Origin of the sequence: Wandonia haliotis (genome assembly GCF_039523435.1) — a bacterium.
GTDB classification, from domain to species: domain Bacteria; phylum Bacteroidota; class Bacteroidia; order Flavobacteriales_D; family Crocinitomicaceae; genus Wandonia; species Wandonia haliotis.
On the sequence record NZ_BAAAFH010000003.1, the window covers coordinates 1074906 to 1101025 of the forward strand.

The window sequence follows — 26120 nt, forward strand, 5'->3', positions numbered from 1 at the left end:
ACAAAAAACAGGAGGGTAAATCCTCCTGTTCTCAGTATTTTTTCAATAAATAACAAGGGTTATTTTACCAGTTGAACTCCCGTGTAATTCTGTGGTGTGATTTGTTTCAATTCTGATTTAATTTCATCCGACACATTCAATGTATCAATAAACTGATGAACAGATTCCTGAGTGGTTTTTTCGTTTTTACGCGTCAATCCTTTCAGGGCTTCGTAAGGTTTAGGGAATCCTTCTCTACGTAAAACTGTCTGAATTGCTTCTGCTACAACTGCCCAATTGTCTTCGAGATCTTTCTCAAAAGCCGATTGATTCAGCAGTAATTTGTCCAATCCGGTAAGTGTAGCCTGAATAGCCAGTACACTGTGGGCAATCGGAACACCTATATTTCTTAATACAGTCGAATCCGTAAGGTCCCGTTGAAGTCTGGAAACCGGTAATTTTGCAGATAAGTGTTCGTATAACGCATTTGCCAGTCCCAGATTTCCTTCCGAATTCTCGAAATCGATTGGGTTCACTTTATGCGGCATAGCAGAAGAGCCGATTTCACCTTCTTTTAATTTCTGTTTGAAATATTCCATAGATATGTAGGTCCACATATCACGGTCCAGATCAAGAATTATAGTATTGATTCGTTTTAGAACATCAAACAGGGCTGCCAGATTATCGTAATGCTCAATTTGTGTTGTCGTTTGACTTCTTTGAAGTTCAAGAACATCATTTACAAAGTGATTCGCAAATGCTACCCAGTCGTGATCAGGAAACGCAACATGGTGTGCATTCAGGTTTCCGGTCGCACCACCGAATTTTGCACTAAACGGAACTGCTTCCAATTGCTTTTTTTGAATCTGTAAGCGTTCTTCAAAGACTTGTATTTCTTTACCCAAACGAGTAGGAGAAGCAGGTTGTCCGTGCGTTTTAGCAAGCATACTGACATCTTTCCACTCTGTTTTAAGCGTACTTAATTTGTTGAGCAGCTTATCCAATAATGGAAGATAGACATCTGTCAGGGCATCTTTTAGTGATTTAGGAACAGATGTGTTATTAATATCCTGAGAAGTCAATCCGAAGTGAACAAACTCAAGATACTGAGACAATCCCATTTTTTCGAGTCTGTCTTTAACAAAATACTCAACAGCTTTTACATCATGATTGGTTGTTCTTTCCGTTGTCTTGATTTCAAGAGCATCTTCTTCCGTGAAATTTTTATAAACAGCACGTAAGTCCTCAAATTTATCTTTTGGGAAAGCAGCCATCGGGCTTATTCCGGATGTGGAAAGTGTAATCAGATATTCAATTTCGATTAATACGCGATAACGAATTAATCCGAATTCTGAGAAATAGGGAGCAAGCTCCGCTACTTTTCTTCTGTATCTTCCATCAATAGGAGAGATAGCCGTTAATGTATTTAGTTCCATAGCAAACTTCGAAAACGCAAAGATACAAAGTTGTTTAAACTTTGAGGATTTCTTTTCCAGATTCCGTAAAAAGAAAAAATCTATGGTTATTTTTGAAAGCAGAATTTACTATGAAACGATTTTTCCGACATTTATTTCTGGGCTATAAAAGCTACGGTTCGGCTATTCAGATGGTGATAGATCATCGTTTGTATATCTATTTTCTGATTCCTTGTATTTTGATGATCGGTATTCACTATTTGGGGGTATGGGTAGTGAATCAGCAACAATCGCCTGCAATTGATACAGTAAGAACAATGAACGATATGGTTTGGTATGCGATTAGTCAGCATTCACTGGATATCGTAGGGACAGTCGTAAGTAAATCTTCCAAGTACCTTGTGGTTATTCTTCTGTCACCCTTGTTTGCATTTGTGTCAGAACGAATAGAGGAAATTCTTACTGCAAACCGTTATCCGTTTAATTTTAAACAGACTGTAAAAGATGTAAAAAGAGGAGTTCGCATTGCGCTTAGAAATGTGATGTGGGAATACTTCTTTTTGATCGTCGTTATCGGATTGACTTCTTTTTTGGACGGAGGAATCAAAACGGCACTTTTCTTTTCGCTTCCTCTCCTGATCGGGTTTTATTACTATGGATTTAGTTTCCTGGACTATATCAATGAACGACGCAGGCTAAATATTGAACAGAGTATCTACTTTATTCGAAAACACAGGGGAGTTGCTATGGCGATCGGGAGTATCTATTCGCTTTTGTTTTTGCTTCCGATTGATTTTCGGGAAATGATGGACTTTAAGGATTTTGATAACTATCCGTGGCAAACAATTATTGATTTTGTCATTAATTTTATATTTTGGATATTAATATCTGCTGCTCCCGTACTAGCTATTATTGCTGCGACAATTGCTATGCATGAAACCGTTGATCTCAGTAATAACGAATATGCTATAAAAAGTACCGATGAAAATAACGACCCTGAAAATGGCGCGGTATTTGAAGATAAATTATAACTTAGGTGGTTGAAATATACGTTTTATGAATAGAAAAATAAGCTTTATCTTTTTGTTGGTGAGTTTTATTCCGTTTGGATCAAAGTTGCTTGCACAGGGAGATACTACGACTACATTGCTAAATAAAACTGCTGCTGCTTTTCTGATTGAAGAGGCCAGAAGGTTTTATAACGAAGGAAATGTCCGCGCGGCTTTGGTAAAGTACCGTGAGGCGTATAATAAAGATCCTCAATCGCCTAAGGCGGCTTATGGAATAGGGATTTGTCAGTATGAGATCAAAAATTATGGTATTTCGTTAAAATATGCACGTGATGCCATCCGGTTGAGAGATAATGTTGATCCGGAGGCGAGTTACCTTGTTGCAAGATGTTATCACAGATCTGTCGAGTTGGATTCTGCTTTGATGTATTACCGGGAAGCTGATTCGCTGATGTCAAAGACACGATCGAGTGATTTGAATGTAAAACGCAATATTTCAGAAGTGCAGTTGGCAGAAAAACTAATGAAAGACACGGCTCTTCATGAACGCATACTGTACACGGGAGAGGTAAATAGTGGTTTCCAGGATTATTCACCTGTGATTACTGATAATGGGAACACTTTATATTTTGTTTCACGAAGACCGAATACAACCGGAGGAATGGTGAACCCGGATGACCAGTTGTTCTTTGAGGATATTTTTAAAGCAAAGTGGGACGAAGAGCGCTGGCTTTGGGTTGATGTTACGAACGAACTGAAGCGAGTTAATTCAGATGGTTTTGATGCCATATCTCATATTTCTCAGGATGGGAAGACGATGTACCTTACAATCAACAACACCATGGTTCCTGATGTAAAACGTAAGAATAAAACACAATCCTCGGATATTTTTGTTTCTACGTTAAGTGATAAAGGAGACTGGAGTACACCTAAAAAGTTGGATTCACCGATCAATACTTCATTTTATGACGGAGCCGCTACTTTGACAGCAGATGGAAGAACGATGTTCTTTGTTTCCGAACGAATGGGTGGAGAAGGACGAACAGATATTTATATGTCGGAGTTGCAGGGTAATGAATGGAGTAAACCTGTGAATTTGGGGAAACATATCAATACATCAGGTAGAGAAACAACTCCTTTTGTTACACCTGATGGACAGTACTTATTCTTTTCTTCTGACGGGTTAAACGGCATGGGAGGATATGATGTGTATGTAGTTAAACGAGAAGGGAGCAAATTCTCTAAACCCTATCACCTGGGATACGGAATCAACTCGGTAAATGATGATACACACTTCCGCTATTATCCTGAAATGCGAAAAGGAGTAATGGCTTCTATCATCCTGATTGATACCAAATCAAGTTACAACCTTTTCAGTATCGAAATGGGATTCTTTAATTATCCCAAGTTTGAGTTTCCTGAAGAAGAAGGGAAGTAAAAGAGTGTGAAAAATATAGCGAAAGAATTGAAAAGCAGTCTCTAAGAGATTGCTTTTTGTTTTTCCTGTTCATTCAATTGGATCTCCAAAGCAATCAGTATAGCAACAACACCCCAGACAGGAACGGCTGACTTGTCCGTATCCAGATAGTTATTCAGGATTCCGTGAGTAAAATAGGTAACCAAAGCCAGAATCATTGCCAGAATCATCGTTTTAGTTTCTCCTTCCGGGTATCGGATATAGAGACTGACACCATGATAGAAGATTAGAGCGACAAGTACCAATACACTTACTGCTCCTATCCATCCGGTTTCAGCCAAAGGACCAAGGTATTCACTATGTGCATTTCCCATATTTCCGAAATTTGTGGAAATAATAGTCAGGTTTTCAGGGTCCTGATACGGCGCATATTCCATGGCATAAGTTCCCGGTCCGAAACCAAACCAGGGACGGTCTTTGAACATTTCAACCGCAGAAGTCCAGCGGTTAATTCGTTCAAGGTTGGAGGCGTCAGAAGTAACATTCGTAGCGGATTGTAATCGCTCTCCAAATTCTTCGGTTGTATGTTCCGATTTATTCCGGGCCATTTCCATATTGATCTTATCCCACCGGACAAATACAACACCAAGTGCGATCACGCCAATAGCTGCGAGATACTTAAAATGAATTTTGAACTTTATAACCAGTAATACGAGAATTGCACCAATGATACTTACCCATGCAGCACGTGTGTACGAAAAGTAAAGACCTATGAGGGAAAGAGTGATTAGGATTCCTAGGGTAACCTGCATCAGGGGAGTCTGCTTTTTACTGAAAAAGAAACCAAACAGCAGAGGGATGATGAACGCTACCATGGCTCCATATCCTGTATGATCTTTGAAGAAGGGCCACATAACCCAGTGACCTTCTTTTTCTCCGAAACCGTATTGTGCGTGGTTTAGAAGCGTGTAAAAGATCACAATACTCATTCCTATGATGTATAACCAAAGAAAACGGTTTCTGTTTTTCTGATCTTTAAAAAGAAAGACACCAAAAAACAGAATAGGAATGAAAAACCATAAACGTACCAGTAAAAACTTAAAAGAAGCTACAGGATGGGTACTTGTAATAGAGGTGACAAATAGCCAGAAAAGATAGAAGGCAATCGCCCAGAAAATGGGATGACTGAAAAGAGCACGGGGAAGAAAAGGTTTGTACAATTCTTTAGCCATTACCAGTACCAAAAGCATCGCCAATATAGGCTCTGTGGGTAAGAAAAGACCTAATCTACCATCTGTAAGGTACTCAAGATTAAAAGACAATGGAGCAGAGAATGCGACGAAAAGAAGCGCCCAATCCATTCTGAAAATGGTGAAAAAACCAATGATTAACGCAAAAGGTATAAAGTTGAATAGCCATTGACTGTCAAGCGTGAAATAAAAATTCAACGCAATGAAAATCAGAGCGGATAAAATAATCCATCTATTAGCTACCGGAGATTTCACGTAATCAGGCGATTTTTCGCAGTTCGTCAATTTTCTCTTTGATCAATAGTAACAAGACTCCGGCCGCAAAGGCAGCTAAAGTAGATACTACCACAATGATCCAGCGAATTGGCTTTGCTTTTTTGTCTGCTTTAACAGCCCACTCGACAACAAATTTGTGTGTAAAATCAACATTGGCATCCGACTCAGCCTGTTCGTAGGTCGATTCAAGCGTCGTGAGTTTATCAGTTTTGAATTCCCGCAACTCAACCAAACCATCATACAACGCTCCGTATTGCATATTTACATCAATTTTGGAGCGGATATAATCATGATCTTTCTGCGATTTTACAGTAGTAAGAGATGTGAACAGGTTGGCACGTGCTTCGGAAGGAACTACTCCTAACAGAGAAAGACGGTTGATTGTATCTTCCAGTGCCTGTTTTTCACTTTCAAGATATTGGTATTTTCTTTTTACAATTTCATAAGCGGGAACTGTACGTTCCTTTACCATTTCATTTTTTACCGTGTCAATGAGTAAAACAATATCGTTAGCAATAGCTGCAGCCTGCTCCGGCTTTTTGTCCAGTACATCTATCAGAATAGAGCCATAACGGGTACGTTCGAACCGGATATGACCATCGTACATTTTTGCCAGTTTGTAGTTTTTGTTTTGATCGTCTTCACCGATTTCATAATAGTTCAGAAGGTCATACTTTTCTATAATGCGATTTCTGACACGAGAAGACTGAAGAATCTGAAGTAATTGTTCCGCCTGCTCTTCCTCTCCAAAATCCATAGAGCTGGCTTTGGCATTTCGTTGTTCTGAGAAAGATACGGTACTTGTTGCAGCCGGAAAGACAATAGCTGTAGAGCGAAACAGCTCTGTCATGAGTAAAGACGCTATGGAAGACGCCACTGCCGCGATAAAGGAAATAATGATAAGAATCCATTTCTTTTTCCACAAAAACACCAGTAAATCCTGAGCTCCCTGGTCAAATCGATTTTTCTCTTGCATTTGTAAAAATTTGCGTAAATGTACTATAATTCTACCGAATTCGGAAGTTATTGAATTAACTTGGTAAAAGGGACTTTATTGTATTTGACAGTTCTTATTCAATGATTAATTCATCTATAAAAATGAAGGCTTCTCCGCCGTATCCGGGGTGCCAGTCAGGAATGGTTCCGAAGTATTCAGCTTCAAAGCGGATATACCGTGCTTTTGTTCGTTTTATCTCTGCTTTTAGTTCTTGTGTGGTGATTTCATAGGAGTCAGAGGGCACCTTGTTTTCAATAGAAGCGACTGCTTTCCATTTTTTAGCATCTTTTGAAACCCAGACTTTGAGTTTTTTTGGCATCCAGATCCAGGATCGGATATCCTGAATAAAGTTTCCTCCAATGACATTAACAGCTGTAAGTTCTTTCAAATCGACAATCGCTTCAAAATTTTTTCCCTGATATCCTTGCCAGGCTCCTGTTCTGAAATCATTTCCGCCACGTTGAAAATCGATAATTCCTCTGTCACCGCCTGCTGTGTACTGCGGAGAGTATGAGGATGAGATATGAATGTCCCACTTCGCAGGAATCTTGTGAAATTCAGACCGGATAACTTTGCTACAGATAGAATCCCTGCAGGCGATAGCCTGAATCGTAGCTGATTGCTGGAGCTGAATGGGATCTGTGTAAAGACTGCTGTTTAGCGTTGGAATACTTTCGTCAGTAGTATAGTAAATAGTTTGTTCAGGATTCGTATTTCCAATTTCGACCTGCAGACTATCAGAAAACGTATGTTTTTTGGTTTTGAAAAAGGGAACAATTGAAATAGAGTTTTTTACTTCTGAATGAGGAGGGTGAAGACTTCCCCAATCCGTCGGAGTTTTCCCCATGGTAAAACGCATTTCTCCCCCGGCAATAATCTCTGAATGTTCAATATAACCGTTATGATAAGGTGCTCCATTGAGTGTTACAGACTGGATGTAAGGCATGTTTTCTCCGGTGCCGTTAGCTACAATTGTAAATGTATTGCCATTCTCAAGTCGGATAATAGCTTTTTCCACATAAGGAGCGGTTAGTGTATATTGTGTTGATCCGGGGGTGACAGGATAGATGCCTATTGCTGCTAAATTTAGCCAGGAGGACATTTGCCCACAATCCTCATTGCCCGATAACCCATCCGGATGGGATGAATACATTTCCCGAATGATTTGTCGGGTTTTTTCCTGCGTTTTATATGGTTTACCGATGAAGTTATAAAGAAAGGCCATGTGATGACTAGGTTCATTACCGTGTGCATATTGCCCGATCAACCCGGTAATATCAACCTGATGTCTGCCGGAGGTTTGTGACGAAGTGGTGAATAATTCATCCAGTTTGTTTTCAAGATTTGTATTTCCTCCGTGCAATTTAATAAGCCCCTGAATGTCATGAGGTACAAAAAAGCTGTATTGCCATGAATTAGCTTCCGTAAAATTGAAATTTACTTCCGTCGGATCAAATGGTTCCTGCCAACTGTTATGAATTTTAGCCTGCATGAAGCCATTAGAAGGATTGAAGCTATTCTTATAATATTGACTTCGTTTATAGAACTCTTTTGCAATTTGTTGTTTTCCCATTGTATCCGCCATGACAGCAATACACCAATCATCATATGCATACTCAAGCGTTTTTGAAACGGACTCGTGTTCTTCCTCTACGGGTACAAAGCCAAATTTGCAATAAGCCGGAACTCCAAGGTCTTTTTGATGAGCTCTTTCAAGCATTGCTTTCAAAGCAAGTTCCGTATCAAAATTGCGCAATCCTTTTTGGTACGCGTCCACTAGTACAGGGACTGAGTGATAACCAATCATACACCCTGTATAGTTAGCAGAAAGTTCCCACATGGGAAGCTTTCCACCTTCCTGATATTGTCGGAGAAAAGTACGAATGAACTCTTCGGTTCGTTGCTGTTGTACCAGAGTAAAGAGTGGGTGTGTAGCCCGGAACGTATCCCAAAGTGAGAATACAGTATAATGCTTGTCTTCGGTCTGATGCACTTTTAAATCTGTTCCACGGTAGCGTCCGTCGGTATCATTGAAAAGGTTAGGGTTGAGGAAGCTGTGATAAAGCGCCGTGTAAAAAATGGTTTTAAAATCTGTATCCGGAGTTTCGATGGTGATTTTATTCAGTTCGTTTTGCCAGTCCTGTTGGGTTGCGGTTTTAACCTGATCAAAAGTTTTGTCTATTGATTCTGACTCAAGGTTCAGTTTTGCACCTTGTTCATCAACTGCTGAAATACCAACATGAATAGTTAATTCTTCGGCTTCAGGAAAACGAAGGAATAAACGTTTCCCCTCCATAGATGTTGAATCAATTGTAAAAGGAAGAGAAAAAGACAGGTAAAAATAGAAGTGTTGTTCTTGTGCCCAGGCTCTCGAAATTCGTTTTCCATGGAGAATAGTATTTCCTTCAGGTGTGATGGCATAGTCCAGAACCAGGTCTCTGTGGTGTAGGTCAATAGCTAGTCCGGCCGCCATTTTCTTGTATGTATACCGGTGAATTCCTGATCGGGGCGCGGCTGTTAATTCTACCGAAATGGAATAATCGGAAAGGTTCACCTGGTAGTATCCCGGTTCAGCGTTCTCTTCTACGTGTGAGAAAGAAGAAATAATGCGTCCTTCCTTGTCATGAATCACCTTTTCCGGATCGTAAGGCATGAGTAACAAGTCTGCATAATCACTTACTCCGGTTCCGCTGAGATGCGTATGGCTGAAACCATAAAGAATGCTATCCGAATAATGATAGGCAGAGCATCCGTCCCATCCGGTTAACCGGGAATCCGGGCTGAGTTGCATAAACCCGAAAGGAGCTGCTGCACCGGGATAGGTGTGCCCGTGTCCTCCGGTTCCTATAAACGGATCGACATAGCGTGTAAGATTCTGCTGTGAATAGGAAAGAGTATGAAGAATTACTAATAAACCGGTTACTAATCTGTTCATAGCGGATGCATTTTTCTGGTTTTGAAAGTACAAAGAACCTTTTAAATAATAGAAAATTAACATAGTTGAGTTGTAATATGCAGAATATCAACAGGTGTGTTTAGAGAAGTTTTTTGCGTCAAATAAGGTGTTGTTGAAGTTTAAGGAATTGTGAAAAAGTAATAGCATTAAGCTTACATGAAGCAATTTTTAAACTACTTACTTCGCATGATAAACAGGTGGTGAAGTGAGAAACGGAGCGTTTGAAAATCTCTCTATTCGGATTAAGATATTACTGAGTTTGTCCGTAGTAGCAGTATTTTCATTTTTATTTAGTCGTATAAACGTGTTAGGAATACGACAGAGTGCAGATTATACAAATACATTAACCCTTTTAAGATCATTTGAAGGGGCAATCCAACACAGGGATGAGTTCCAGACCAAGTATTCTTTGATAGATTGTCGGAACACAGAATATTTTAAAACCTTATCCTCCGAAAATGTAGCGCAGTATTTTTTTTGGACGGATAGTGCTGTACGTATATTGCAACATACAGTTGTTGCGCTTGAAGAGTCTGGGAAACTGAATGAAAATCGGGAGTTTAAAGTCAACGAAATAAAAAAAGGAGTACTGGCTTCATTTCATTTGTTTAATGAACTTCGTGACTTGATTCGAAAAAGAGGGTACGTTCAGTATGGGTTGGAAGGAGAGTTAAGGGACGAGGCACACCGACTGGAAGAAATCCTTTCCAATGGAACAGATTTGTTACTGCAAATGAGAAGGCATGAAAAAGACTTTATGTTGCGGGGAGAACAACAATATATTGATAAATTTAATACCCGTTTTTCAGAATTGCTGGCTCTCCGACAGGGAGTGGAGGTTAAAGAACGGTTAATTGCTTATCATTCCTTGTTTAATGAATTTGCAAAGGTTCATAATGCGATTGGCCATACAGCGGCGCAGGGGAAACTGAGGGATGTCCTCGGGGTTACTGAACGTACAGAAAAGCTGATACGAACCATGGTGCTTGAGTTTGAAGAAGAAAGTGGTTTCGTACTGTCCCGGATTCAACTGACAATGCAAATTTTTCAGTTTGCTTTACTATTGGTGATTATCGGAATGATTTGGTTTCTGGGGAAACAATTGTCCAAGCCGGTTTTTGATTTAAGAAATGCATTGGATTCTTTTGTTGAGCATAATTTTGAACTGGCGGCACAATTCCCGTTTTCCAACCGTAAGGATGAGTTCGGAAGATTGAGCTTGTCTCTGCAAAAGATGGCGGATGAAATTACTATTACTTTTAAGCAGTATCGCAAGCGTTCCGAAGAAAGACAAAAAGTTCTGAAAGAACAAAAAGATAAATTGGAAATTCAGAAGCTCCTGTTGCAAGAGAACAGAAATCTTCTGCAAGAGCGACATGATGATATTCGCCAGAGCATTGATTATGCAAGAAGACTTCAAAATGCGATTTTTCCGAGAAAGGAAAAAATTGATCGCTGGTTTGGGACAAAACACTTTGAGTTATACCTGCCCAAAGATGTTGTGAGCGGAGACTTTTATTACATTGATGAAGTGGAGGGGACAAAGTATGTCGCTGTCGGAGATTGTACAGGTCATGGGGTTCCAGGAGCATTTCTTTCTTTTCTGGGGTTTAACTTTTTAAATTATGCTATTAAAGACAAAAATCTTGAAAATCCGGCAGCTATTCTGACTTATTTGAATGCAAAAATCACCGAAGTTTTCAATCAGAATGGTTTTAACAGCGAAATCAAGGATGGGATGGATATTGCTTTGTTGGCGATTGAGGAAAAAAAGGGTGAAAAACGTGCGTTTTACTGCGGGGCCAATATCCCGCTTTATTTAATAAGACAACAAAGTATGGTTACCATTCGTCCCAATCGTTTTCCAATCGGTGATGTTATCGACGGGCAGCGAAAATTTACAGCGCACGAATTGGATCTGCGTCCGGGGGATCGACTCTACCTTAGTAGTGATGGATATCAGGATCAGATTGGAGGTCCGGCAAACAAAAAGTACAAGACGGTTTATTTCAGAGACTTGTTGTTGCAAACTTCTCATTTGGATTATGAGGAGCAACAGAAAATGCTATTGAGAGAATTCAGAGAGTGGAAAGGTGCAAATACGCAAATAGATGATGTTTGTATTGTAGGAATAGGTATATAGAATAAAGTAGTCCGATATACCCTGAAAAGAGTACATCGGACCTGATTTGTTTATTTTTCGTGCTGTTCCCAGATTTGAACCAGTTCCACAAGTGTTGAAACTGCTTTTTCCATATCCTGAACACTCACGTATTCATGTTTAGAGTGAATTGCCATTTCTCCGGTAAAGATATTCGGGCAGGGAAGCCCCATAAATGATAGACGTGAACCGTCAGTACCTCCTCGGATGATGGATTCTTTTGGTGTAATTCCTGCATTTTTCATCGCCTGAACAGCATAGTCGGTTACAAATGGCAGGTCTTTGAGAACCTCTTTCATGTTACGGTATTGTTCTGTAACCTCAAATTCGTAACGTGTTCCGGGGTGTTGTTCAATAACGCGTTGAATCAATCCTTCCAGAGTTGCTTCGTATTCCTGTAGTTTTTTTGTGTCATGATCCCTGATAATAAAGCTGACAGTAGCTTTTTCCAGAGAGCCTTCTATGGATGTCGGGTGAACAAATCCTTCACGGTTCTCTGTGGTTTCCGGAGACCATTTGTCTTTCGGTAACTCATGAACAAATTCAGATGCTATTTTAATAGCGTTGATCATTTTTCCTTTTGCATATCCCGGGTGTGCACTGATTCCATGAATTGTAACTTTAACGGCATCTGCGGAGAAGGTTTCGTCTTCAATTTCACCCAAAGGCCCACCATCCAGAGTATAGCCGTAATCTGCATTCAGCTTATTCATATCCAATTTATCAACACCTCTTCCGATTTCTTCATCAGGAGTGAAAAGGATACGAATATCTCCATGTTTAATAGAAGGGTTGTCTGTTAACTGTTTTGCCAGATCCATAATGATCGCGACTCCGGCTTTGTCATCAGCACCCAATAAAGTCAGTCCGCTTGCAGTTATGATGTCGTCACCGATTTTTGATCGGAGATAGGGGTGTTGTTCTACTGTGATAACCTGACTGCTGTCATCAGGAAGGACAATCGGACTACCGTCCCAATTGCGGTGAACAATTGGTTTTATATGGGTCCCGCTACAGTCCGGAGCAGTATCCATGTGTGAGCAGAAACAGATGGTAGGAACCTCTTTTTCTGTATTGGATGGAATGGTTCCGAAAACATATCCCCACTCATCCATATAGGCATCCTTAATACCTATGGCTTTTAATTCTTCAACCAGTACTTTTCCCAAATCCTTCTGGATCATTGAAGAAGGAAAAGTAGTTGAGTTAGGGTCGGCAGTGGTGTCAATTTGAACGTATCTTAAAAAACGTTCTTCAACGGTGTGTTTACTATTCATATTTTTCAATTTGTTAGACCAAAGCTGCTGCGCCGAGTATAGCTGCATCATCTTCAGGTAATTCTGAGAATACTACTTTTGCTTTATTTTGATAAATGTTGAGCATATTGGCTTCCATGTGACGGTGAACCGGTTCTCGGAGAATTTCTCCTACTTTTGTGATACCCCCGAAAAGAAAAAATGCTTCCGGACTGGTATACGCCATTGAATTGGCTAGTGTAAGTCCTAAGAATTCACCGGTTTTTTCAAAAATATGCAAAGCCAGTGAATCTCCCTTTTCAGCGTATTGACCAATTACTTTTACGTTGATCTCTTTTTCCTCTATTTGCGCAAGTTCAGAGTCAGGAAACTGATATTTTTCTTCAGCCAGTGTGCGGAGAATACCTTTGGCATTTACATAGGCTTCGATACATCCTCTTCTTCCGCAGCCACATAAACGCCCTCCCGGGTATGTAATTACATGTCCTATTTCTCCTGCGAAACCATCGTGTCCGTATGCGAGTTCTCCGTTAATATAGATGCCACTTCCAACTCCGGTTCCAAGAGTAATAACAACAAAGTCATTCATTTCCTTGGCTCCCCCAAAGATTTTTTCTCCCATTGCTGCGGCATTCGCATCATTCGTAAGTGCTACGGGGCAATCAAATGCTTCCTGTACTTTAGCGCGGATGGGGAGCTTGTATCTCCAGGGCATATTGGGGGCTGATTCAATCATTCCGGAATGTACATTTCCGTTGGGAGCTCCAATACCTATTCCGATTAGCTCATCTTCACTTTTTAGCATTTTTCGCGCCTGTTCAACTACTTCTTTGATAAAGGAGTCAAAAGAGTCGAAAGATGAGGTCTGAATACGGTGGCGTTTTAGTATGGTTCCGTCCGGACCAATCAACCCGAATTTCGTATTCGTTCCTCCAATATCTATTCCTATACGTACTTTCATAATAGTTGAGAAGCTGTCAGAAAACGGGAGGTTGTAGTTTCCCTCCCGTACTCTTTTATTGTAAGAAAAGAGATCAATTACAAGTTTTCAAAGAAATCATTCCCTTTATCATCCGTGATAATAAAAGCAGGAAAGTTCTTAATTGTGATTTTACGTACGGCTTCCATACCGAGTTCTTCAAAGTCAACAACTTCCACCGAAGTAATGTTTTCCTTTGCCAGAATTGCCGCAGGTCCTCCAATAGAACCAAGGTAAAATCCTCCGTGCTTTTTACAAGAGTCTGTTACATCCTTTGACCGGTTTCCTTTTGCCAACATAATCATGCTTCCACCGTGGCTTTGGAAAAGGTTTACGTAGGAATCCATTCGACCTGCAGTGGTTGGGCCAAAACTTCCTGATGGCATTCCCTCGGGAGTTTTAGCAGGACCGGCATAATAGATCGGGTGATTTTTGAAATAATCCGGCATCGGTTTTCCGGCATCGATCAACTCTTTTATTTTCGCGTGGGCAATGTCCCGTGCAACGATAAGCGTTCCGTTTAATTTCAAACGTGTTTTGATCGGATAATTGGATAATTCGGCCAGTACTTCATGCATTGGTCGATCCAGATTTATTTCTACCGGAGCTTCCAGATGAGGTGGTACTTCAGGGAGTAAACGACGTGGATTTTTTTCCAGTTGTTCTACAAACAGACCTTCGGCAGTAATTTTTGCTTTAATGTTTCTGTCTGCTGAGCAGGAAACACCAAGTCCTACCGGACAGGAAGCCGCGTGACGGGGAAGTCGAATCACGCGAACATCATGCGTGAAGTACTTTCCACCAAATTGTGCTCCGATTTGACTTTTTTGACAAATCAGTTGAACTCGTTTTTCCCATTCCAGATCACGGAATGCCTGACCACCCATGTTCCCTTCTGTTGGTAATTCATCATAGTACCCGGCTGAAGCTTTTTTTACTGCAGCAAGGTTTGCCTCAGCAGAGGTCCCACCAATTACCAGAGCAAGGTGATAAGGAGGACAGGCTGCTGTTCCAAGATCTTTAATTTTTTCCTGAATAAATTGAGTTAATGATTCCTCATTTAACAGTGATTTTGTTTTTTGGTAAAGGAATGTTTTGTTTGCAGACCCCCCCCCTTTAGCAAGAAAAAGAAACTCATACGACATTCCTTTTTTTGCATAAATATCTATTTGAGCAGGGAGATTCGATCCTGAATTTTTTTCGTCAAACATTGTGAGAGGAACAACCTGAGAATAACGTAAATTACGCTCCTGATAAGTGTTGAATATTCCTTTGGAAAGGAATTCAGCGTCTTCAGCTCCTGTGTACACATCTTCTCCTTTTTTTGCCATTACAATGGCTGTTCCCGTATCCTGGCAGGATGGGAGTTGTCCTTCAGCTGCAATAGTTGCATTTTGTAACAGGTTATACGCTACAAATCGATCATTGTCGGTTGCTTCGGGATCGTCAAGAATAGCTCTTAACTTTTCAAGGTGAGTAGCCCTTAAGTAAAAGGAAACATCACTCATTGCTTCCTGAGCAAGTTGCTCCAGCCCTTTAGGGTCAACATGAAGTATCTCCCGGTTGCCATATTTTTCAACTTTTACAAAGTCGGATGAAATTTTTCTGTATTCTGTTTTATCCTTTCGTACCGGATAAGGGTCCTGGTAAAAAAACTCTGCCATTTTTTGATATTTGGGCATAAATATAATGAATGTTCAGCACTTATATGTTTCTGTATTCATACAGTTTTAGGGGGCAGGTAATAGAGAAAGTGAATTCGTAAAAATGTTGAATAGCTTTTCGTATAAACCAAAAACTATTGTAATTCTAAAATCACCATTTGTGAAATTTTTACCAAAAGTTTAATTACAGGTTATTTTTTCAGTCAAAAAGATATTCTGGTTGCTTTTTTGGGCAACCTTGTTTATATTTCGACCGTTGAGTGAAATAGAGGGGCTGGTTGCGGAAATCACAAAAACAATTATCTATGAAAACAATTTGGATGACAGGTGCTATACTCCTAGTTACTGGTGGTGTGTTAAGTTTTGGTAAAAAATCAGATATAATTATTGGAATCTCAAAAATACAGAGCCAGGAAAAGCGTACTGCGGAAATCAGAATGTCCGGAAGTGAAGCTTTTTTTCAGACAGAATTAGCATTTAATGAGTTAACTGCCCGAAGAATAAAAGATATTGCTATTGCAGAAGGACATACTTGTGTGAGCGCTATTTCTTTTGAAGGAAATAAATGCACGGTTTTTTTTATAGAAGGAACAGCTAAAGATACAAAAGGAAAAGCGTTAAAACTGATTGTAACCCACCTTAACTTTGACGACTTTACATACGTTAATGACTAATACATTGCCTATGGTAAAAATTACTACACACAGAAGACACCTTTCTTACCTTTTTTTGATTTTGTTCCTGTTTATCTTTTCAACCGAAAAGATAACAGCACAATGTACAGTTGATGCAACAATTTGTACGCCCGGTGTTTCTCCTGCATTTGGTTTTACAGCTACCGGTGGAGCTTATGCGGGGGGAAGTTTTGTTAATGCAGGGTGTAATACGGGGATGGCAGGAAACCATTCATACGGTTTTATTACACTACACATAACAGAATCAGGACCGCTAAACTTGTTGGTAAACGGTAATTCCAACAACGGTTATATTGATGTGGCAATTTTTAATGTGCCTGAAGGTGTAGCTCCTTGTAATGCAATTCAAAATGCAGGAAACGTTATCGGTTGTAATTATGCCGATTTCTCGGGAGGGTGTGTGCAATTCGGAAATGCATTTGGTTGTAATTCGGACGTACCTGCTCCTAACGTTGTGGCAGGTCAGGAGATTATGATTATTGTTCAAAACTACTCCAACCCCGGAAGTACTTCCTTTACCCTTGAATTAGGACCACCTCCCGGTGCTCAAACCGGGCCGGCGGACGCTACAATTGCCCCGGTTGGTCCCGTTTGTATTAGCTCGTCATCTTTTCAGTTGAACGCGGCAAGTATGGGAGGGAACTGGTCTGGTCCCGGTGTTTCTGCTACAGGAATATTTAACCCTGCTGCAGCCGGTCCCGGAACACACACTATCAATTATAGTATTGGTTCTTTTCCTTGTAATTCCTCGGATCAGACAACGATAACGGTTGAACCTCTTCCTACTACGAATGCAGGATCAGATGTTACAATTTGTGCAGGAGAATCGGTTACATTGACTGCAACAGGAGCTTCAACATTCAACTGGAATAACGGACTTGGTGGAGGTGCTTCGCACAGTGTATCTCCGGGAGTAACCACAACTTATACAGTTACCGGAGGATCTGCTGCGGGATGTGTTTCAACTGATCAGGTTACTGTGAATGTGAATCCATTACCAACAGTCGGAGCAGGAGCAAATGTTTCTATTTGTCAGGGAGCAAGTACTACTTTGACAGCTACGGGAGCAAATTCTTATACCTGGGATAATGGTTTGGGAGCAGGAGCGTCACATACAGTGAGTCCGGGGGCAACAACAACCTATACGGTGACAGGAACAACGAACGGATGTCAGAATACTTCTTCTGTGACTGTTAGTGTCACACCACTAAATGTTACTTCTTCTGCCGATGTTACTATTTGCCAGGGGCAGTCAACAACGATTTCTGCTGCCGGGGCAACTAACTATAGCTGGGATAATGGTGTCGGAGCCGGAGCTTCACATACGGTTTCGCCGGCTACAACCACCACTTATACGGTGACAGGGAGTTCAGGAGGATGTTCAAATACTTCATCAACAACAGTAAATGTAACCCCACTTCCTGTAGTATCTGCAGGATCGGATCAGGCTATTTGTGTCGGAGACGCAGCGACAATAACTGCTACCGGAGCAACGAACTACAATTGGGATAATGGCTTGGGGGCAGGAGCTTCTCATTCCGTGTCACCAGGTAGTACGACTACTTATACCGTTACAGGTTCAAGTAGTGGTTGTACAAATACAGATCAGATACAAGTAGTAGTAAATCCTAATCCAATAGTGAATGCTGGGACTGATCAGGTAATATGTGCCGGAGAATCAGTTACTCTTTCAGCTACAGGAAGTGCAGACAATTTTTCATGGAACAATGGGGTTGTAGATGGTGTCGCGTTTACACCAACAACGACAACAACCTATACGCTTACTGGTACAAATGCTACAGGATGTGCAGAGACAGATCAGGTGACGGTTACCGTTAATCCTTTACCTGTTGTTGATGGAGGAATAGATCAGGCAGTTTGTGAAGGCAGTACCGTGACACTTACTGCGACGGGAAATGCAACAGGTTACACATGGGATAACAGTGTGACAAATGGAGTCGCTTTTACTCCGGGAGTGGGGACAGTAACCTATACGGTTACCGGTACTTCAGCAGCAGGTTGTACAAATACAGACCAGGTTGATGTAACGGTATATGCAAATCCGGTTGTTGATGCAGGATCGGATTTTTCTGTTTGTATAGGGACTCCTGTTACTTTAACGGGAAGCGGAGCAAATACCTACTCATGGACTAATGGTGTAACGGATGGTGTGACATTTACTCCGGGTGGAACAGCCACGTATACGGTGACAGGAACAGATAATAATGGTTGTCAGGATACGGATGCAATTACAGTTATTGTTTTACCGGATGCACCTATAGATGCAGGAGCCGATCAGGTAATTTGTGAGGGTGAATCGACCACAATTACAGCAACTGGCGGAGTAACCTATACCTGGGATAATGGCTTGGGGGTAGGAGCTTCTCATACAATAAGTCCTGCAACAACGACCACATATACAGTAAACGGAGAAGATGCTAATGGATGTACAGGTTCCGATCAGGTAACAGTAACTGTTAATCCGTTACCAACAGCAACAATTAATGGAACAACTGATGTCTGTCAGAATGATGTGTTTCCATCTGTTACATTCACGGGGGCCAATGGAACCGCTCCCTATACCTTTACGTACACTATTAATGGAGGTGCTACTCAAACAGTTGTTTCGACAGGTAATTCAGCAACGGTGAGTGCCCCAACAGGTAGTTCCGGTACTTTTACCTATGAATTGGTAAGTGTCCAGGATGCTTCTTCGACAACTTGTGCCCAGAACCAAACAGGAACAGCAATAATACTTGTAAACCCACTTCCAACAGCAACAATAGCAGGAACAACGGTTGTTTGTCAGAATGATGCGTCTCCGTCTGTTACATTCACGGGGGCAAATGGAACCGCTCCTTATACTTTTACGTACACTATTAATGGAGGTGCTACACAAACAGTTGTTTCAACAGGTAATTCGGCAACGGTGAGTGCCCCAACAGGTAGTGCCGGAACTTTTACCTATGAATTGGTAAGTGTTCAGGATGCTTCTTCGACAACTTGTATCCAGAATCAAACAGGAACAGCTACCATTCAGATAGATCCGCTTCCAACAGCAACAATAGCAGGAACAACGGTTGTTTGTCAGAATGATGCGTCTCCGTCTGTTACATTCACGGGGGCAAATGGAACCGCTCCTTATACTTTTACGTACACTATTAATGGAGGAGCAGCACAAACAGTAATCTCTACAGGTAATACGGCAATGGTTTCTATTCCCACCGGAACTGTAGGTACTTACACGATAGAACTTGTCAATGTGGAAGACGCCAGCGCCTCTGTCTGTCAACAGACACAGACAGGAACAGTGACTGTTGTTGTAAATCCATTGCCCACTGCAATACTATCAGGAGATACGGAAATTTGTCAGAATTCAGCCTCCCCTTCTGTTACTTTTACCGGGGCTAATGGAACTGCACCTTATACCTTTACCTATACGATTAACGGTGGTGCGAATCAAACGGTTACCTCAGTCGGAAATACAGTTACCGTATCGGTGCCAACAGGTAGTGCAGGAACATTTGTATATGATTTGATAAGTGTTCAGGATGCAAGTTCGACAACCTGTTCACAAGCACAGACAGGTACAGCGACTATTGTTGTAAATCCGTTACCAACAGCGACAATTACTGGTACAACAGATGTTTGTCAGGACGGAACTTCTCCATCAGTTACCTTTACGGGAGCTAACGGAACCGCTCCTTACACATTCACTTATAATATAAATGGAGGAGCCAGTCAAACTGTTGTTTCAACAGGTAATACAGCAACTGTTTCCGTTCCTACAGGAGCAGCAGGAACGTTCAATTATAACTTACTAAGTGTTCAGGATGCTTCTTCTACAGCATGTGTGCAAAGTCAAGCCGGAACGGTAACAGTGATCGTGAATCCACTTCCTACCGCAATCATCTCCGGAGCAACAGAAGTTTGTGAGAATGATGCGCCTCCATCGGTTACCTTTACGGGAGCTAACGGAACCGCACCTTATACCTTTACCTATTCAATAAGTGGAGGAGCTGCACAAACAGTAACCTCTACAGGAAATAGTGCAATAGTATCTGTGCCAACAGGTAGTGCAGGGAGTTTTACTTATGAACTAATAAGTGTTGAGGATGCAAGTTCAACTTTATGTAGCCAGCCTCAGACAGGAGGAGTGACAATTACTGTAAATCCATTACCAACAGCTACGATAATGGGGACAACCGAAGTGTGTCAGAATGGAACTTCTCCGGTTATAACTTTTACGGGAGCTAACGGAACAGCTCCTTATACTTTTTCATATACAATTAACAATGGAGCTGTTCAGACAGTAACTTCAACGGGAAATAGTGCAACGGTATCTGTTCCAACAGGAGTTGCCGGTACATTTGTATATGAGTTAGTAAATGTTGAAGATGCAAGTTCAACTTCTTGTTCGCAGAGCCAATCAGATCTCGTTACAGTACTTGTGAACCCATTACCAACAGCAACAATTACTGGTACAACCGAAGTGTGTCAGAATGATGCATCTCCATCAGTTACCTTTACCGGAGCTAATGGAACTGCACCTTATACCTTTACATATACCATTAACGGAGGTGCTGCACAAACAGTCGTTTCGGTTGGAAACACAGCACAGGTTATTGTGCCAACGGGAACTGTAGGGAACTTTATTTTTGATCTTGTTGCTGTGCAGGACGCATCTTTGACAACTTGTTCTCAGGCTCAGTCAGGTTCGGCAACGATAAGTGTAAACCCATTGCCAACAGCAACTATTTCCGGAACAACAGAGATTTGTCAGAATGCAACTTCTCCATCGGTTACCTTCACAGGAGCAGACGGAACGGCTCCTTATACTTTTACGTATACCATTAATGGAGGTGCTTCACAAACGGTAACATCAGTTGGGAATAATGCAACTGTAACAGTTTCTACTTTGGTTCCGGGAACCTATACTTATGACCTTATAAGTGTCGAGGATGCAAGTTCGACGACCTGTTCTCAACTACAGACCGGTAGTGTAAATATTATTGTAAATCCATTACCAACAGCAACTATTTTCGGAACAACTTCGATTTGTGTTGGAGATCCTGATGCAGATATAACAATTTCAGGATCAAATGGAACTGCCCCTTATACTTTTACCTATACTATTAATGGCGGATCAAATCAGACAATAACTTCGACAGGAGATGATGCTATTGTTACCATTCCGTCTTCGGTAGCAGGAACCTTTAATGTTAACCTTGTTAGTGTCGAGGATGCAAGTTCAACAACTTGTTTTCAAAGCGAGACAGGAACTGCTACAGTTACTGTGAATTCCAATCCTGTTCCGGTAATAACAGGTGCAGATGAGTATTGTGAAGGGTACAGTGCCGGATTAAATGCAGGAAGTGGATATATAGCGTATAACTGGTCAACAGGAGCTAGTAGTCAAACTATTACTGCAACAGAGGCAGATAACCCGATTACAGTTACAGTTACAAGTCCGGAGGGATGTATCGGGACATCGGCTCCTTTTACTGTAACGGAAAACCTGGATATTGTAACCAATTACTCGTTCCAGATTTGTCAGGGAGAGTCAATGGTCATTCATGGTTTGCCACAGACAACTTCAGGAACTTATTCGCAGACCTTTGTTTCTGCTACCGGATGTGACTCAATAGCTAATGTCACTCTTGTCGTTAACCCTCTTCCGGCTGTATTTGCCGGAACAGACTATTCAATTTGTACCGGAGCCTCTACTACATTGAATGGTAGTGGGGCAGTAACTTATGTTTGGGACAATAGTGTAACAAATGGAGTAAGTTTTACTCCCGGGACAACCCAAACGTATACAGTTACCGGAACAGATGCAAACGGATGTGTTAATACGGATAATGTAGTGGTAACTCTTGATCCGTTACCAACCGCTACAGTGTCAGGGACGACCATTGTTTGTCAGAATGATGCATCACCGGATATTACATTTACAGGAGCCGGAGCTACAGCTCCTTATACGTTTACCTATACTGTGAACGGAGGAACTGTTCAAACGGTTACTTCCACAGGTGATATCGCTACAGTTAGTGTTCCGACCGGAACTGTAGGTACGTTTACTTATAATTTAATACGTGTTGAAGAATCGGGTAGTAATACCTGTTCTCAAGGGCAAACTGGTACAGAGACGGTGACGGTAAATCCATTACCGACAGCAACTATTTCCGGGAATGCTGAGGTTTGTCAGGACGGGGTAGCTCCTGTGATAACGTTAACGGGAGCTAATGGTGTTGCTCCCTATACATTCACGTACACGATAAACGGAGGGACTCCACAAACAGTTGTCTCTTCCGGAAACCAAGCTACTTTATCGGTTCCGACATCAACTGCAGGAACGTATGTGTATGATCTTGTCAGTGTTCAGGATTCGAGTCCTACAAATTGTTCGCAAACCCAGTCAGGAACCGTTTCGATTCAGGTGAATCCTCTGCCTTTGGCAACCATTGACGGCGACGCAATCGTTTGTCGGAATGGAGCTGCACCTACAGTAACATTTACCGGATCGAATGGTACGGCACCATATACATTTTCTTACACAATAAACGGAGGAGCGATTCAAACAGTCGTATCAACAGGAAGTACGGCGAATATATCAGCTCCCACAGGTGTTGTAGGTACATTTGTTTATGATTTGATCAGTGTTCAGGATGCAAGTTCTACCACATGTTCTCAATCCCAGTCAGGGAGTGTTACCATACAGGTGAATCCATTACCAACAGCAACAGTTACAGGTACGACAGAAGTTTGTCAAAATTCGACTTCTCCAAATGTGACGTTTACAGGGGCTAATGGAACGGCTCCCTATACCTTTACCTATACCATTAATGGGGGAGCAAATCAGTCGGTTACTTCTACCGGAAATTCGGTTACAGTATCTGTTCCCACCGGAACTGTGGGGACATTTAACTACAATCTGATCAGTGTTCAGGATGCAAGTTCTACAGCGTGTATTCAAAACCAGTCAGGTGTTGCCAGTGTACTCGTTAATCCACTGCCGACAGCTACAATATCAGGGGATGCAGAAGTGTGTCAGTCAGGGACCTCACCAACGGTAACATTTGTTGGTTCCAATAGTACGGCTCCTTATACATTTACATACAGGATAAATGGTGGCGCATCTCAAACAGTTACTTCTGTAGGTAATACCGCAACGGTATCTGTGCCCACCGGAATAGTTGGGACGTATACCTACGAGCTGATCAGTGTTCAGGATGCATCTTCTACAACTTGTTCTCAAAATCAGTCGGGAAGTGTAACTATAATTGTAAATCCATTGCCAACTGCGACAATAAGCGGTACAACGATTGTCTGTCAGAATGAGGCGAGTCCTGATATTACTTTTACCGGAGCCAATGGAACCGCTCCTTACACATTTACGTATACGATAAACGGAGGTACTGTTCAAACTGTTACCTCAACCGGTAATACGGCAATAGTATCTGTCCCTACCGGAACTGTAGGAACATTTAACTACAGTCTGATCAGTGTTCAGGATGCATCTTCTACTGCTTGTATACAAAACCAGTCAGGAAATGCATCAGTAACTGTAAATCCACTGCCTACTGCGATAGTTTCTGGGACTACAGAAGTTTGTCAAAATGCCACCCAGCCTGTGGTAACGTTTACCGGAGCTAATGGAACTGCTCCTTATACTTTCAGGTATACGATAAACGGAGGAGCAGTAGTAAATGTTACATCAACAGGGAATTCGGCGACAGTTAGCGCTCCGACAGGAACGGTTGGAACATTTGTTTATGAATTGGTTGGTGTTCAGGACGCAAGCGCGACAGCCTGTTACCAAAATCAGTCAGGCAGTACTACCATCACCGTGAATCCATTGCCTACAGCAACAATCGCAGGTACAACTGTAGTCTGTCAGAATGATACTGAACCACAAGTAACGTTTATCGGAGCTAATGGAACTGCTCCTTATACGTTTACCTATACAATTAACGGAGGAGCTGCGCAAACAGTAGTCTCAACGGGTAATATAGCAACAGTGGATGTTCCTACAGGGACAGTTGGTACTTTAACGTATAGCCTCGTTAGTGTTCAGGATGCATCTTCTACAGCCTGTATTCAAAATCAGTCAGGAACCGTTTCTATAACTGTTAATCCATTGCCAACGGCAACTATTTCAGGGACAACTGACGTTTGTCAGAATGGTACGTCTCCGATGATTACTTTCTCAGGGAATAACGGCACTGCTCCTTATACATTTACCTATTCGATTAACGGAGGAACTAATCAGATTGTTGTGTCAACAGGTAACAGTGCTACAGTTAGCGTTCCGACAGGTGTGGTTGGTAGTTTTTCGTATGAATTGATCAGTGTTCAGGATGGTTCTTCGACTACTTGTTCACAAAGCCAGTCGGGAACGTCTGTAGTAACGGTACATCCGCTTCCAACAGCCACAATCAATGGAGATACAGAAGTGTGTCAGAATGCTGCTGAACCAATCATTACATTTACCGGGGCAGGAGGAACCGCTCCTTATACGTTTACATATAGTATTAACGGAGGACCCGGTCAAACTGTTGTGTCGAGTGGTACTACAGCAACGGTTTCAGTGCCTACAACCGTATATGGAACCTTTACATACTCTCTGTTAAGTGTCTCAGATGCAGGCGTGGTATCTTGCGAACAAACACAAAATGGTTCTGCTACAGTTATTGTAAACCGACTACCGGAGGCAACTATTTCAGGAAATGCAGATTTATGTATTAATGGGGCAGCTTCTCAGGTTACTTTCACCGGGGTGAATGGAACTGCTCCTTATACGTTTACTTACACCATAAACGGAGGTGCTAACCAGACGATTGTATCAACAGGGAATACCGTTTCTATAACAGTTCCTACAAATGCTATAGGCGCTTACCAGTATGAGTTGGTGGGAGTTCAGGATGCTAGTACAACAGCTTGCGTAAATACAGAAACAGGGAGCGTTTTGGTGACAGTTCATGATTTACCGACAGTATTTGCAGGAAATGATATTGTTTCTTGTGCCGGAGAAACGGTTCTGCTGACAGCTTCCGGAGCAGTGACGTATGTGTGGGATAATGGTGTTTATGATGGAGTGCCGTTTATTCCATTAGACACCACAGTTTATACGGTAACAGGGACAGATCAGTACGGATGTCAAAATACAGATGACCTTACAGTATATGTGGTGCCGAACCCGGTAGTTACATTTGTTGCAGACACGCTGGAAGGATGCTCTCCTTTAACAGTTACGTTTACAAATCAATCGACAGGTAATCTGGATAACTGTCAATGGACATTTAGTGATGGTACAGTTGCAACAGGATGTTCATCGGTAACTCATAATTTCACCCAGCCAGGATGTTATTCTGTCGCTTTGACAGCAACTACAATAGAAGGCTGTAGAACCAGTTATGCCGAACAGGATATGATTTGTGTCTACCCTGATCCGGTTGCTAATTTCTACACAGAACCATCAGGACAAATGACTACCGTATCTCCAACGTTACATATATTCAATACTTCGGTAGATGCAGATAGCTACTATTGGAATTTTGGAAATGAATCGTTTTCGACAGAAACCTCTCCGACGGTTACCTATGCAGAACAACCGGGTGTATATGATATCACGTTATATGCAATGAATAATGCAGGTTGTGTAGATAGTATAACGCGTCAGGTTCAGGTTGTTCAGGAGGTGATTTATTATGTGCCGAATGCTTTTACTCCGGATAATGATGAGTTTAATGAAACATTTACTCCTGTGTTTTCTCAAGGGTTTGATCCTTATGACTATAATTTGTTGATCTTTAACCGTTGGGGAGAAGTTCTGTTTGAATCAAACGATGCGGAATTTGGTTGGGACGGAACGTACGGAGGCCAGTTGGTTGAAGATGGAGTATATGTCTGGCGAATTTCATTTAAAAATGAGACGACAGATAGGAGAGAAGTGATCACAGGACACGTTACTTTAATCCGCTAACTTCAGAGTTTAAAGAATCAAGATAGAGTAGGTGGTGCATAGTGCCACCTATTTTTTTTATTAGGTTTAGTATGTTGTTA

The 26120-nt window shown here is 41.5% G+C and carries 12 protein-coding genes; 5 read left to right on the forward strand and 7 right to left on the reverse strand.

Features of this window, described 5'->3' with window-relative positions:
- Positions 1-59 precede the first annotated feature (59 nt).
- Positions 60-1415, reverse strand: coding sequence for an adenylosuccinate lyase (purB, locus tag ABDZ97_RS05315; protein ID WP_343785534.1), 1356 nt, complete (start codon positions 1413-1415; stop codon positions 60-62).
- A gap of 110 nt (positions 1416-1525) precedes the next feature.
- Here purB and ABDZ97_RS05320 point away from each other — a divergent pair, with 110 nt between their 5' ends.
- Both ABDZ97_RS05320 and ABDZ97_RS05325 read left to right on the forward strand, forming a co-directional pair.
- Positions 1526-2425, forward strand: a complete 900-nt coding sequence (locus ABDZ97_RS05320) for an EI24 domain-containing protein (RefSeq protein WP_343785535.1) — start codon at positions 1526-1528, stop codon at positions 2423-2425.
- A 25-nt stretch (positions 2426-2450) separates the two neighbouring features.
- Positions 2451-3842: a hypothetical protein gene (locus ABDZ97_RS05325; RefSeq protein WP_343785536.1), complete on the forward strand. Its 1392-nt coding sequence runs from the start codon at positions 2451-2453 to the stop codon at positions 3840-3842.
- 41 nt (positions 3843-3883) lie between these two features.
- Here the strand turns inward: ABDZ97_RS05325 and ABDZ97_RS05330 are convergent, their stop codons facing one another.
- The 3 genes from ABDZ97_RS05330 to ABDZ97_RS05340 form a co-directional block, all read right to left on the reverse strand.
- Complete coding sequence (locus ABDZ97_RS05330) at positions 3884-5326, reverse strand: O-antigen ligase family protein (protein WP_343785537.1); 1443 nt, start codon at positions 5324-5326, stop codon at positions 3884-3886.
- 4 nt (positions 5327-5330) lie between these two features.
- Positions 5331-6323, reverse strand: coding sequence for a Wzz/FepE/Etk N-terminal domain-containing protein (locus ABDZ97_RS05335; protein ID WP_343785538.1), 993 nt, complete (start codon positions 6321-6323; stop codon positions 5331-5333).
- Positions 6324-6417: 94 nt separating this feature from the next.
- On the reverse strand, positions 6418-9279 hold the full coding sequence (locus ABDZ97_RS05340) for a GH92 family glycosyl hydrolase (protein ID WP_343785539.1): 2862 nt from the start codon (positions 9277-9279) through the stop codon (positions 6418-6420).
- 325 nt (positions 9280-9604) lie between these two features.
- Here ABDZ97_RS05340 and ABDZ97_RS05345 point away from each other — a divergent pair, with 325 nt between their 5' ends.
- Positions 9605-11443: a PP2C family protein-serine/threonine phosphatase gene (locus ABDZ97_RS05345; protein WP_343785540.1), complete on the forward strand. Its 1839-nt coding sequence runs from the start codon at positions 9605-9607 to the stop codon at positions 11441-11443.
- 50 nt (positions 11444-11493) lie between these two features.
- On the opposite strand, the gene pepT is transcribed toward ABDZ97_RS05345, so the two are convergent.
- The 3 genes from pepT to ABDZ97_RS05360 form a co-directional block, all read right to left on the reverse strand.
- Positions 11494-12738, reverse strand: a complete 1245-nt coding sequence (gene pepT / locus ABDZ97_RS05350) for a peptidase T (RefSeq protein WP_343785541.1) — start codon at positions 12736-12738, stop codon at positions 11494-11496.
- A gap of 13 nt (positions 12739-12751) precedes the next feature.
- Positions 12752-13678: an ROK family protein gene (locus ABDZ97_RS05355; protein WP_343785542.1), complete on the reverse strand. Its 927-nt coding sequence runs from the start codon at positions 13676-13678 to the stop codon at positions 12752-12754.
- A 77-nt stretch (positions 13679-13755) separates the two neighbouring features.
- Positions 13756-15360 (reverse strand): fumarate hydratase, encoded by a 1605-nt coding sequence (locus ABDZ97_RS05360; RefSeq protein WP_343785543.1) that lies wholly within the window; start codon positions 15358-15360, stop codon positions 13756-13758.
- 305 nt (positions 15361-15665) lie between these two features.
- Here ABDZ97_RS05360 and ABDZ97_RS05365 point away from each other — a divergent pair, with 305 nt between their 5' ends.
- Positions 15666-16034, forward strand: a complete 369-nt coding sequence (locus tag ABDZ97_RS05365) for a hypothetical protein (protein WP_343785544.1) — start codon at positions 15666-15668, stop codon at positions 16032-16034.
- A gap of 10 nt (positions 16035-16044) precedes the next feature.
- Complete coding sequence (locus ABDZ97_RS05370; protein WP_343785545.1) at positions 16045-26040, forward strand: PKD domain-containing protein; 9996 nt, start codon at positions 16045-16047, stop codon at positions 26038-26040.
- Positions 26041-26120 lie beyond the last annotated feature (80 nt).